Source organism: Paraburkholderia heleia NBRC 101817, from assembly GCF_000739775.1.
Lineage (GTDB): Bacteria > Pseudomonadota > Gammaproteobacteria > Burkholderiales > Burkholderiaceae > Paraburkholderia > Paraburkholderia heleia.
The window spans coordinates 43,231-55,649 of sequence record NZ_BBJH01000005.1; the positions used below are offsets into that span (position 1 = coordinate 43,231).

Sequence of the window (12,419 nt, forward strand, 5' to 3'; positions counted from 1 at the left end):
GCGAAGTTGAGTGCGCGGCTCAGTCGCCGCGCGACTCGATCCTGAATTGCGCGCCGGCGTCCTGACCGAGCGTTTTCACGAGCCACGGCAGCGCCTCTTTCATCGCCGCTTCGAGCGTGTAGGGCGGGTTCAGGATGAACATGCCGCTGCCGTAGAGGCCGAAGCCGTCTTCGGGCGGGTTGCTCACCGAAAGCGAGAGGTGCAGCCAGTTCTTGTTCTGCAGGCGCTTGAGTTGTTCCGGAAAGCGCTGCGATTCGGGCCGCGTGACCTGCGGATACCAGACCGCATAGGTGCCGTTCGCGAACCGCTTGAGACTCTCCTCGACGCACGCAATCGTGCGCGCGTAGTCGCGCTTGTCCTCGAAAGACGGGTCGATCAGCACGAGCGCCCGGCGCGGTGGCGGGGGCAGGAGCGCCTTGATGCCGTCGAAGCCGTCGCCTGCGTAGATCATCACGCGGCGGCCTGCGTCGTGGAAGCGGTGGCGCAGCACGTCGATTTCGGTGCTGTGCAATTCGAAGAGCCGCATGCGGTCCTGTTCGCGCATGAGGCGCCACGCGAGATAGGGGGAGCCGGGGTAGAAACGCAGTTCGCCGTCGGGGTTCAGCGCCGCCACTTCATCGACGTAGTCCGCCAGCACCGCGGGCAAGTCATTGCGGCCCCACAGCTTGCCGATGCCCGTGTCGAACTCGGCGTTCTTCGTCGCGTAGCCTTCGCGCAATGCATAGGCGCCGGCGCCCGCGTGGGTGTCGATGTACCAGTACGCCTTGTCCTTCTTGCCGAGGTAATGCAGCAGTTGCACGACGACGGCGTGTTTCAGGACATCGGCATGATTGCCGGCGTGGAAGGCGTGACGGTAGCTCAGCATGATGGACGGGACACGAGGTCCGGTGAAAACGGGAAAGACGGCAGCGGCGGCACGATGACGGCGCCGCCCGCGAGGCCGCGTATTGTACGCCACCGCAATACGTGATCCGCAGTACGCCGCCGCAGTGAGCCGCCGCAGTGAGCCGCCCGGCCGGTTACGCCCGCGCGCGTGAGCCCGCTCCGCGGTTTCGGGCGCGCCGCGCCTTCCGGGCATGCGCTCTACGTCAGTCGTAAGCGTCGCCGACGATCGCCTCGATCTGCGCCTTGATGTCCGGCGTGATCTTTTCCGCCACGTCGCGCGCCTTCATGTTTTCGCCGATCTGCTCGATGCGCGAGGCGCCGGTGATGACCGTGCTTACGCGCGGATTCTTCAGGATCCACGCGAGCGCCAGTTGCCCCACCGAACAGTCGAGTTGTTTCGCGAACTCGGCGAGCTTGCCGACAATCGCGTTCTTGTCGGGGTCGGTGACGTTCTTGCGCAGCCAGTCGTAGCCCTGCAGTTCCGCGCGGCTGCCCGACGGCACGCCGCCGCGGTATTTGCCGGTGAGCAGGCCCGAGGCGAGCGGGCTCCAGGTGGTGAGGCCGAGGCCGATGTCCTCATAGAGCCGACGGTATTCGTCTTCCACTCGCGTGCGGTGGAACAGGTTGTACTGCGGCTGCTCCATGACCGGCTTGTGCAGGTGATGGCGCTCCGCGATTTCCCACGCCGCGCGGATTTCGTCGGCGCTCCACTCCGAGGTGCCCCAGTAGAGCGCCTTGCCGCGCGTGATCATGTCGCTCATCGCCCAGACGGTTTCCTCGACCGGCGTGTTCGGGTCGGGGCGATGGCAGAACACGAGATCGACGTAATCGAGCTGCAGCCGCTCGAGCGAGCCGTCGATGGCGTTCATGAGGTACTTGCGGTTGAGCGTGTGGTACTGATTGGGCGCTTCGTTCAAGCCCCAGTAGAACTTGGTCGAGACCACATAGCTCACGCGGGGCCACGCGAGTTCCTTGAGCGCCTGGCCCATGAGCGCTTCCGACTTGCCGCCGGCGTAGGCCTCGGCGTTGTCGAAGAAGTTGATGCCCGCGTCGCGCGCCGCTGCGAGCGATTCGCGCGCGAGCCTGGCGTCGACCTGGTTGCCGTAGGTAACCCACGAGCCGATGGACAGTTCGCTTACCTGCAGGCCTGAGCGGCCCAGTCGCCGATAGTTCATGAACGCCTCCTTGTGAGCCGCTAAAGCTAGCACGACTTGGCCATTGCTGCTGAACGGGCTTGCGGTGGCCGGCTTCACGCGTCGCGCCTTGCAGTGCGGCGAAAATTTCGTTTGCCTGTCGTGCTCGATGCTTCGACGCGGCGCCTTCATGCACAATAGCCTGGTTGGCCGCGACGCAACATCCGGCCGGATGGCATAAGCCATTCGTCAGGTTTGACGGCGCGCGCTCCGAGGTTTCATCCTGTCCCGTTCACTCACCTGGAGGTGCCCGATGTCGTCTCTCTCCCTGAACACGAAGCTCGATGGCAAGGTCGCAGTCGTCACCGGCGCGGCCAGCGGCATTGGCAAGCAGATCGCCCTCACGCTCGCGCAAGCGGGCGCCGCGGTCGCCATCGCCGACCTGAACCAGAGCGGCGCGGACGCCGTGGCCGAAGAGATCAAGGGCGCAGGCGGCAAGGCCATCGGCGTCGCCATGGACGTCACCAGCGAAGAGGCCGTGAATCGGGGCATCGACCGCGTCGCGGCCGAGCTCGGCCCGGTCGACATCCTCATCTCGAACGCCGGCATCCAGATCGTGAACCCGATCGAGAACTACGCGTTCTCCGACTGGAAGAAGATGCAGGCCATCCACGTGGACGGCGCGTTCCTCACCACCAAGGCGGTGCTCAAGCACATGTACAAGGACGACCGCGGCGGCGTCGTGATCTACATGGGTTCGGTGCACTCGCACGAGGCGTCGCCGCTGAAGTCGGCCTATGTCGCGGCCAAGCACGCGCTGCTCGGCCTCGCGCGCGTGCTCGCCAAGGAAGGCGGCAAGCATAACGTGCGCTCGCATGTGGTGTGTCCGGGCTTCGTGCGCACGCCGCTCGTGGAAAAGCAGATTCCCGAGCAGGCAAAGGAACTCGGTATCTCCGAGGAAGAAGTGGTCAAGCGCGTGATGCTGGGCGGCACAGTGGACGGCATTTTCACGACCGTCGAGGACGTCGCGCAAACCGTGCTGTTCCTCTCGGCATTCCCGAGCGCTGCATTCACGGGCCAGTCCTTCGTGGTGAGCCACGGCTGGTTCATGCAATAACGCGGGCATCGGGCGGAGGAGGCGCAGCAATGGCGCAACGCAAGAAGGGGCAAGTCCAGTCGAGCGTGGTCGACGACGAGGTTGGCGCGCATATCGGTCACGCATCGCAGCCGCGTGTTTCGCAGTGCGGCGCGCAGGCCAAAGAGTGGGAAACCATCGCGCTCACGCTGCAGGGGGGCGGTGCGCTCGGCGCGTATCAGGCGGGCGTGTACGAAGGTCTCGTCGAGGCCGGCATCGCGCCCAACTGGATCGCGGGTATCTCGATCGGCGCGCTCAATACCGCCATCATCGCGGGCAATGCGCCCGAACATCGCGTGGCGCGGCTGCGCGAGTTCTGGGAGACGATCTGCCAGCCGGCCTTCAGCTTTCCGTTGCCGCCCTTCGTCGAGCATGCGCTTTTCAACGCGAACGCCGCCGTGCGCAAGACCTTCACGGCGATGCAGGCGGCAGGTGCGATCGTGGAAGGGCAGAAGGGCTTTTTCGTGCCGCGTTTTCCGCCGCCGCTGCCCAACGGATCGGGTTCACCCGAAACGGCCAGCTACTACGACACGAAGCCGCTCAAGGCCACGCTGGAACGCTTGTGCGACTTCGAGCGCATCAACTCGGGTGAAACGCGCGTGTCGGTGGGCGCGGTCAATGTGGGCAGCGGCAACTTCGTCTACTTCGACAACAAGACCACGACCTTGCGTCCCGAGCATTTCATCGCCTCGGGCGCGCTGCCGCCGGGCTTCGCTGCGGTGGAGATCGACGGCGAGTACTACTGGGACGGCGGCCTGATGTCGAACACGCCGCTCTATGAGGTGATCCAGACCACGCCGCGGCGCGACACGCTCACGTTCCAGGTCGATCTCTGGAGCGCGCGCGGGCCGGTGCCCGACAACCTCATCGACGTGCAGGGGCGCGTGAAGGACATCCAGTATTCGAGCCGCACGCGCCTCGTGACCGATATCCTGCAGCGCTCGCAGCGTTACCGGCATGTGCTGCGCGAGGTGCTCGATCGCGTTGCGCCCGAGCATCGCAATGACCCGTGGGTCGCGCTGGCGGACGAGCTTTCGTGCTCCAGGAAGTACAACGTGATCCACCTCATCTACCGGCAGAAGGAATACGAGGGGCACTTCAAGGACTACCAGTTCGGCCTTTCGACCATGCACGAGCATTGGGCCAGCGGCTTGCAGGACATCCGCGCCTCGCTCGCACAGCCGGGCTGGCTCGACAAGCCGGAGAACGACTCGGGCTTCGTCACGCACGATATTCATCGTGATTCGCGAGGCCACGGCGGCTGACGCTTTGCGGCGAGTTTTCCGCTGCGTTCGCCAAAGCAAAGAAAAAGGCGTCCGTTCTTTCGAACGGGCGCCTTGCTTGTTGCGCCGGCAAGCCGCTTCGCAGCGGCCTGTCTTGCTGGCGAACGACCTTACTTGAGCACCTGGGCGATCGCGCTCGCCACGACGTCGAGGTTGCGCGTGTTCAGCGCGGCCACGCAGATGCGGCCCGTGCTGACGGCATAGATGCCGAACTCTTCGCGCAGACGGTCGACTTGTGCAGCCGTCAGGCCCGAGTACGAGAACATCCCTCGCTGCACGTTGATGAAGTTGAAGTCGCGGTCCACGCCCGCGGCCGTGAGGCGCTCGACGAGGCCCGTGCGCATCGCGCGGATGCGGTTGCGCATTTCGCCGAGTTCCGCTTCCCACATGGCGCGCAGATCGGCCGAGCCGAGCACGGCTGCAACCACCGAGCCGCCGTGCGTCGGCGGATTCGAGTAGTTCGTGCGGATCACGCGCTTGAGCTGCGAGAGCACGCGCGCCGACTCTTCCTTGCTGGCGGTGAGGATCGACAGCGCGCCCACGCGCTCGCCGTACAGCGAGAACGACTTCGAGAACGACGACGAAACGAACACGTTGAGTTCCGAAGCGGCAAAGAGGCGCACGACTTCGCCGTCTTCCGCGATGCCGTCGCCGAAGCCTTGATAGGCGATGTCCAGGAACGGCACGAGGCTGCGCGCCTTCACGACTTCGATGACCTGCTTCCACTGGTCGATCGTGAGGTCCACGCCGGTCGGGTTGTGGCAGCACGCATGCAGCACGACGATGGTGCCGGCGGCGTAGCCGTTCAGTGCGGAGAGCATGCCTTCGAAGTTCACGCCGTTGGTCTGCGCGTCGTAGTACGGATACGCGACGACTTCAAAGCCCGCGCTTTCGAACAGGGCGCGATGGTTTTCCCAGCTCGGGTCGCTGATCGCGACCTTGGCGTTCGGGTTCACGCGCTTGAGGAAGTCGGCGCCGATCTTGAGCGCGCCCGTGCCGCCCAGCGCCTGCGCCGTGACGACGCGGCCTGCGGCGATCAGCGGCGAGTCGTTGCCGAGCAGCAGCTTTTGCACCGCGGCGTCATAGGCGGCAAGACCTTCGATCGGCAGGTAGCCGCGCGGCAGACCGGCTTCCACGCGGGCCTTTTCTGCCTCGCGCACGGCGCGCAGCAGCGGAATCTTGCCTTCTTCGTTCGTGTACACGCCCACGCCGAGATTCACCTTGGTCGCGCGCGCATCGGCGTTATAGGCTTCGTTCAGACCCAGGATCGGGTCGCGGGGGGCGAGTTCGACAGCGGAAAAGAGGGACATGATCGTTCGGCAAAAGTGAAGGAAGATCGGTTGGGCCACATGCTGCACCGGCCACGGAACTCGCTATTGTAACGAATCCTCAAGCGGGATTTCCGCGGATTTGCCATTCTGCGCGCTGTTTTCATGGCGATTTCCGGCACGATTGGCTGATTTCTGGCGCGTCGTTGCGCAGCGTTCACCGGCAGCCGGCCGTCGCCTGGGCGCGCAGCCCTTGCAGCGCCGGCCACCGCACCCCATCTGTCATCCAGACCCTCAGGTTCATCCAGACCCACCCAGGCTCGCCCCTCGGCAAGATGCGGCGAGACGCTAGAATAGTTGTTTGCTCCGCGCACAGGATGCCCCCCATGTCCGACCACACCGTCGCCGACGCGAGCGCGCTCGACGAGTCGAAATTCATCCAGTACGAAGGCTCGCCGTTCCAGCTCTACCAGCCGTACCCGCCTGCCGGCGACCAGCCTACGGCTATCGAAACGCTCGTGGAAGGCGTGGAGGACGGACTCTCGTTCCAGACGCTGCTCGGCGTGACGGGCTCGGGCAAGACCTACACGATGGCGAACACCATCGCGCGCCTGGGCCGCCCGGCCATCGTGTTCGCGCCGAACAAGACGCTCGCCGCGCAGCTTTATGCCGAATTCCGCGAGTTCTTTCCGCGCAATGCCGTCGAGTACTTCGTCTCGTACTACGACTACTACCAGCCGGAAGCCTATGTGCCGCAGCGCGATCTCTTCATCGAGAAGGATTCGTCGATCAACGAGCACATCGAGCAGATGCGGCTTTCGGCCACCAAGAGCCTGATGGAGCGGCGCGACGTGGTGATCGTCGCGACGGTTTCGGCGATCTACGGTATCGGCAATCCGTCCGAGTACCATCAGATGATTCTCACGCTGCGCCACGGCGACCGCCTCGGCCAGCGCGACGTCATCGCGCGTCTGATCGCCATGCAATACACGCGCAACGAGCAGGACTTCCAGCGCGGCACCTTCCGCGTGCGCGGCGACACCATCGACATCTTCCCGGCCGAGCACGCCGAAATGGCCGTGCGCGTGGAACTGTTCGACGACGAGGTGGAAACGCTGCAGCTCTTCGATCCGCTCACGGGCCGCGTGCGCCAGAAGATTCCGCGCTTCACGGTCTATCCGTCGTCGCACTACGTCACGCCGCGCGAGACCGTGCTGCGGGCCGTCGAAACCATCAAGTCGGAACTGCGCGAGCGCCTCGAGTTCTTCCACGCGCAAGGCAAGCTCGTGGAGGCGCAGCGCCTCGAGCAGCGCACGCGCTTCGATCTGGAAATGCTTCAGGAGCTGGGTTTCTGCAAGGGCATCGAGAACTACTCGCGGCATTTTTCGGGCGCGCTGCCCGGCGAGCCGCCGCCCACCCTCGTGGATTACCTGCCGACCGACGCCATGATGTTTCTCGACGAGTCGCACGTGCTGATCGGCCAGTTCAACGGCATGTACAACGGCGACCGCGCGCGCAAGGAAAATCTCGTCGATTACGGCTTCCGGCTGCCTTCGGCGCTCGACAACCGGCCGCTCAAGTTCAACGAGTTCGAGCGCAAGATGCGCCAGGTCGTGTTCGTCTCGGCCACACCGGCCGATTACGAAAAGAAGGTGACGGGCCAGATCGCCGAGCAGGTCGTGCGGCCCACGGGTCTCGTCGACCCGGTGATCGAAGTGCGGCCCGCATCGACGCAGGTCGATGACGTGCTCGGCGAGATCAATGAGCGCGTCGCCGCGGGCGAGCGCGTGCTGGTGACCACGCTGACCAAGCGCATGGCCGAGCAGCTCACCGAGTTTCTCGCCGACCACGGCGTGAAGGTGCGCTATCTGCACAGCGACATCGACACGGTCGAGCGCGTGGAGATCATCCGCGACCTGCGTCTGGGCACGTTCGACGTGCTCGTGGGCATCAATCTGCTGCGCGAGGGCCTCGACATTCCCGAGGTCTCGCTCGTGGCGATTCTCGACGCCGACAAGGAAGGCTTCCTGCGTGCCGAGCGCTCGCTCATCCAGACGATCGGCCGCGCCGCGCGCAATGTGAACGGCAAGGCGATCCTCTACGGCGACCGCATCACCGACTCGATGCGCCGTGCCATCGACGAAACCGAGCGCCGCCGCGCCAAGCAGATGCACTTCAACGAGGAGCATGGCATTGTGCCGCGCGGCGTCGTGAAGCGCATCAAGGACATCATCGACGGCGTCTACAACGTCGATGAAGCCCGCGCCGAGCTGCGCGAGGAGCAGGAGCGCGCGAAGTTCGAGGACATGTCCGAGAAGCAGATCGCGAAGGAAATCAAGAAGCTCGAAAAGCAGATGATGGACTACGCGAAAAACCTCGAATTCGAGAAGGCCGCGCAGGCGCGCGACCAGCTCGCCGTGCTGCGCCAGCGCGTGTTCGGGGCGAACGTGGGCGACCATCCGATCTGACACGCTTCGAGCAGGCTGTCCGTTCGCGCGGCCAGGGCGGCGTGGCCGCCGCTCTGCGCCTGCTCTGACTCCAGCATTCCTTCGATTGCCTTTCCGGTCCTGGTCGCCTCCGAAACCGTGCCGTAAGCAACCCTAAGCCCGTGTTAACCAGGCGCTGCTAAAACCCTGTTCCGCTGAGGCTTTTCATGGTGCCGAAATTGTCCCTCGTCTGCATCGGTGTTAAACTTCGCAATTATTGAGAATTGTTCGCATTAACTTTCTTATGTGCATGCGGCAGGCTCAGTGGGAAGTCACCCTCATAAAAAAACCAGGAGTTTCGATGCGGATTCACACTCTCTTGCGCGGCGCGGCTGTCATCGCGGCCGCCACGGCGGCCTTTGCCGCCAATGCAGCCGAATACCCGATTGGCAAGCAGGTCATCCAGGGCGGCATGGAAATCGGCGCGGTCTATCTGCAGCCGATCACGATGGAGCCCGAAGGCATGATGCGCAAGGCATCGGATTCCGACATTCACCTCGAATCGGATATCCACGCGGTCAAGAACAACCCGACGGGCTTCGCCGAAGGCGACTGGATGCCGTATCTGCAGGTTCACTACGAACTCACGAAGCCGGGTTCGAGCTATGTACAAAAGGGCGACCTGATGCCGATGGTCGCGAACGACGGCCCGCACTACGGCGACAACGTCAAGCTGGCCGGTCCCGGCAAGTATCACCTCAAGCTGATCGTGGAAGCGCCGATGCAGACGGGCCACATGGCGTTCGGCCGTCACGTCGACAAGGAAACGGGCGTGGGTCCGTGGTTCAAGCCGATCACGCTGGAATACGATTTTCCGTTCGCGGGCATCGGCAAGAAGGGCGGCTACTAAGCCGTCGCCAGGTCGTCACCCGGCAGCTCGGGCGGCGGCGCGCATCTCGTGCAGCGCCGCCGCATGAATGGCAGCAAGGAGCAGGTAAAACCCATGACTGGAATGCGGAAGTTTGCGGCGCTCGCGCTCAGCGCGTCTTTTGCGGTGTCGCTGGCGGGCGTGGCCACGACGGCACACGCCGAAGATTTGCCCACGTTCAAGCTCGAAATGACCGACGGCAAGCTCAACCCCGCGCGTATCGAAGTGCCGGCGGGCAAGCGCATCAAGATCGAGGTGCGCAATACGGGTAAGGGCGCGGCGGAGTTCGAGAGCGTTCAGCTGCGCAAGGAGAAGGTGCTGGCGCCGGGCGCGGACTCGTTCGTCGTGATCGCGCCGCTCGATCCGGGCGAGTACAAGTTTTTCGACGATTTCCATCAGCAGGCGCAGGGCGTGATCGTCGCCAAATGAGCGTCGCCAAATGAGCGTTGCGAAGTCAGGCCGCTGGCGTGCCGGCAGCAGGAGGTGTTGAATGGGTCAGGTGATGTTCATCGTATGGCGGGAGAGCGTCGAGGCGCTGCTCGTCGTCGGGATTCTTTATGCGTGGCTGAAAAACGGCGACGCGGATGCGCGGCGCGGCGTGCCGTACCTGTGGGGCGGCGTGGCGCTCGGCATTCTTGCCGCCATCGGCCTCGGCGCGGCGCTGGTCGGCTTTACGGAAGTGCTGTCGGGCGATGCGCAGGACTACTTCCAGACCGGCATGGTGCTGGTGGCGTGCGTGCTGATCGTGCAGATGGTGCTGTGGATGAAGCAGCATGGCCGCACGCTCAAGCGCGAGATGGAAGCGTCGCTGGAAAAGAGCACGCGCGATGCAAACTGGTGGGGCGTGACGATTCTCGTCGCGCTTGCCATTGCGCGCGAGGGCAGCGAGACGGTGATCTTTCTCTACGGGCTCGGCTTCGGCCAGTCGGGCCATGTGGACGCGAGCCAGTACTTCGCGGTGCTGATCGGCCTCGCGCTTGCGTTTCTCACGTTCTATCTCCTGCAGCTGGGCGGCAAGATCTTCTCGTGGCGGCACTTCTTCCGCATCACCGAGATCATGCTGCTGTTCCTCGGCGCGGGCCTGTTCCAGACCGGCGTGGACAAGCTGATCGACAAGGAAATCCTGCCGACCCTCGTCGACCAGGTGTGGAACTCCTCGGCGATCCTCGACGACTCGAGCACCTTCGGCTCGCTCGTCGCCACGCTCACGGGCTACCGCGCGCATCCGGCGCTCATGAACCTGATCGCCTACGCCGTGTACTGGCTCGTGGTGTGGTTCCTCGTGCGGCGCGCCACCGGCCGCGCGGGCGCGGTTGCGAAGAGGAAGGCAGCATGAGTTGTACGTCCGCTCGCCCGACGCAGGCAAACGGGCGCCCTGGCAAGCTCGCCCAGGCGGGCCAGTGGATGCAACGTCACGGCGCGGCGATCCGCGCCGTGCAGTGGGTCGTGGTCGCTGTCTACGCGTTCCTGATTCTCGTGCCGGCGGCGATGCCGCTGCCCGGCGACACGGCACACCTGTGGAACAACCTCACGCTCGCGGCGCAGTTCGTGTTCTGGGGCATCTGGTGGCCGTTCGTGCTGCTCTCGATGGTGATGCTCGGCCGCGTGTGGTGCGGCGTGCTGTGCCCCGAAGGCGCGCTCACCGAGTTCGCCAGCAAGTTCGGCCGCGGCCGTGCCATCCCGCACTGGATGCGCTGGGGCGGCTGGCCTTTCGTGGCTTTCGGCCTCACCACGATCTACGGACAGATGGTGAGCGTCTACCAGTATCCCAAGGCGGTGCTGCTGGTGCTGGGCGGATCGACGCTCGGCGCGATGGTGATCGGCTTTCTGTACGGGCGCGAAAAGCGCGTCTGGTGCAAATATCTCTGCCCCGTGAACGGCGTTTTCGCACTTTTGGCGCGTCTCGCGCCGTTTCGCTACAAGGTCGACGAAGACGCCTGGCGCAACTCCTATACACACGGCGAGCACGGCGGGCATCGCGTGATTCCCGTGAACTGCGCGCCGCTCGTGCCGCTGCGCAACATGAAGGGTGCGGCGCAGTGCCACATGTGCGGCCGCTGCAGCGGCCACCGCGACGCCATCGCGCTCTCGTGGCGCTCGCCGGCGGAAGAAGTGGTCGAACTCGGCGACAGCCAGGCCAACCCGTGGGACACCGCGCTGATTCTCTACGGCCTGCTCGGCGTGGCGATCGGTGCGTTCCACTGGACGGGCTCGCCGTGGTTCATCGGCATCAAGCAGTGGCTCGCGGGCTGGCTCATCGACCGCGACATCACCTGGCCGCTCGACACCAACGCGCCGTGGTTCCTGCTCACGCATTACCCGGCGCAGAACGACGTGTTCTCGTGGCTCGACGGCGCGATGATCGTGGGCTATATCGTCGCGACGGCGCTCGTCTACGGCACGGCGCTGCTCGCCATCCTCGCGGGCTCGACCGCCGTGCTCGGGCGCTTCGAAATGCGGCGCCTGCATCACTTCGCGCAGTCGCTGATCCCGCTGGCGGGGGCGGGCGTGTTCCTCGGCCTTTCGGCCACGACGCTCTCGCTGCTGCGCGCGGAGCACGTGCCGCTCGACTGGGCCGCCGAAGTGCGCATTGCGATTCTCGTCGTCACGAACGTCTGGAGCGCCTGGCTCGCGTGGCGCGTGACGGGGCGCTACAGCTCGCGGTTCTGGCAGCGCGCGCTTGCGCTCGCGGGCTTCGCGCTCGCGCTCGCCGTGGTGGACAGCGCGTGGTGGCTGATGTTCTGGGGCTGGGTGCGCTGAGCATGCTTCGACGTTTCTTCATCTGCCGCTGATATACGCGACATACGCGGGATCAGCGCGTCGCGGCACGAGTCTGGGTGTTACTCTCAAAACCGGGTTGGCTATTTCGCCATACCCGGTTTTTGACTTTTCGGAGAGAGGTATGCGAACGCGAGCAGTACTGACCGATGAAGACGTGATCCGGGTAGCCGACGCAGCCGTCGCGCACGCCCGCTCGAATGAATGGCACGTGACGATCGCCATCGTCGACGATGGCGGCCATCTGCTGTATTTGCGTCGCCTCGACGGCGCCGCGCCCGTCAGCGCGGAGATTGCCGTGGCCAAGGCCCGCACCGCGTCGCTGGGCCGCCGGGAGAGCAAGGTGTACGAGGAAGTGATCAAGCAGGGCCGCACGGCGTTCCTGAGTGCGCCGCTCACCGGCATGCTGGAAGGCGGCGTACCCGTGAGCGTGAACGGCGATGTGATTGGCGCGGTAGGGGTCTCGGGCGTGAAATCCGACCAGGATGCCGCCGTCGCGCGCGCGGGCATAGCGGCGCTCGGGGTGGAGTAAGCCCATCCATCGTCGCGCCTCGCGACGCCAGAAAAAACAAAAGCCGCGGAC

General features: G+C 64.8%; 11 protein-coding genes. 8 read left to right on the forward strand and 3 right to left on the reverse strand.

What is annotated here, in order from left to right:
• Positions 1 to 19: 19 nt before the first annotated feature.
• Together BHE01S_RS05325 and BHE01S_RS05330 are read right to left on the reverse strand one after the other, a co-directional pair.
• Positions 20 to 865, reverse strand: coding sequence for a 23S rRNA (adenine(2030)-N(6))-methyltransferase RlmJ (locus BHE01S_RS05325; protein ID WP_042261394.1), 846 nt, complete (start codon positions 863 to 865; stop codon positions 20 to 22).
• Positions 866 to 1,088: 223 nt separating this feature from the next.
• Positions 1,089 to 2,060 carry a potassium channel beta subunit family protein gene (locus BHE01S_RS05330; RefSeq protein ID WP_042261498.1) on the reverse strand — a complete coding sequence of 324 codons (972 nt, stop codon included), beginning with the start codon at positions 2,058 to 2,060 and terminating at the stop codon, positions 1,089 to 1,091.
• A gap of 271 nt (positions 2,061 to 2,331) precedes the next feature.
• Between BHE01S_RS05330 and BHE01S_RS05335 the strand changes: the two genes are divergently transcribed.
• Complete coding sequence (locus BHE01S_RS05335) at positions 2,332 to 3,135, forward strand: 3-hydroxybutyrate dehydrogenase (RefSeq protein WP_042261395.1); 804 nt, start codon at positions 2,332 to 2,334, stop codon at positions 3,133 to 3,135.
• A 29-nt stretch (positions 3,136 to 3,164) separates the two neighbouring features.
• Entirely contained in the window at positions 3,165 to 4,418 is a 1,254-nt protein-coding gene (locus tag BHE01S_RS05340; protein ID WP_042261396.1) for a DUF3734 domain-containing protein, read from the forward strand.
• A 128-nt stretch (positions 4,419 to 4,546) separates the two neighbouring features.
• Here BHE01S_RS05340 and BHE01S_RS05345 read toward each other — a convergent pair whose 3' ends face one another.
• On the reverse strand, positions 4,547 to 5,746 hold the full coding sequence (locus BHE01S_RS05345; protein ID WP_042261398.1) for an amino acid aminotransferase: 1,200 nt from the start codon (positions 5,744 to 5,746) through the stop codon (positions 4,547 to 4,549).
• A 344-nt stretch (positions 5,747 to 6,090) separates the two neighbouring features.
• On the opposite strand from BHE01S_RS05345, the gene uvrB reads away from it, so the two are divergent.
• From uvrB to BHE01S_RS05375, 6 genes are all read left to right on the forward strand, one after another.
• Positions 6,091 to 8,172 carry an excinuclease ABC subunit UvrB gene (uvrB, locus tag BHE01S_RS05350; RefSeq protein WP_042261400.1) on the forward strand — a complete coding sequence of 694 codons (2,082 nt, stop codon included), beginning with the start codon at positions 6,091 to 6,093 and terminating at the stop codon, positions 8,170 to 8,172.
• A 319-nt stretch (positions 8,173 to 8,491) separates the two neighbouring features.
• On the forward strand, positions 8,492 to 9,040 hold the full coding sequence (locus tag BHE01S_RS05355; protein ID WP_042261401.1) for an iron transporter: 549 nt from the start codon (positions 8,492 to 8,494) through the stop codon (positions 9,038 to 9,040).
• A 93-nt stretch (positions 9,041 to 9,133) separates the two neighbouring features.
• Positions 9,134 to 9,487, forward strand: a complete 354-nt coding sequence (locus BHE01S_RS05360) for a cupredoxin domain-containing protein (RefSeq protein ID WP_042261500.1) — start codon at positions 9,134 to 9,136, stop codon at positions 9,485 to 9,487.
• A 61-nt stretch (positions 9,488 to 9,548) separates the two neighbouring features.
• Complete coding sequence (locus tag BHE01S_RS05365; protein ID WP_042261403.1) at positions 9,549 to 10,394, forward strand: FTR1 family iron permease; 846 nt, start codon at positions 9,549 to 9,551, stop codon at positions 10,392 to 10,394.
• On the forward strand, positions 10,391 to 11,818 hold the full coding sequence (locus BHE01S_RS05370; protein WP_042261404.1) for a 4Fe-4S binding protein: 1,428 nt from the start codon (positions 10,391 to 10,393) through the stop codon (positions 11,816 to 11,818). Before BHE01S_RS05365 ends, BHE01S_RS05370 begins: the two co-directional genes overlap by 4 nt.
• Before the next feature lie 142 nt (positions 11,819 to 11,960).
• The gene (locus BHE01S_RS05375) at positions 11,961 to 12,368 is read left to right on the forward strand and encodes a GlcG/HbpS family heme-binding protein (protein WP_042261406.1); all 408 of its coding nucleotides are present in this window, start codon (positions 11,961 to 11,963) and stop codon (positions 12,366 to 12,368) included.
• Positions 12,369 to 12,419 lie beyond the last annotated feature (51 nt).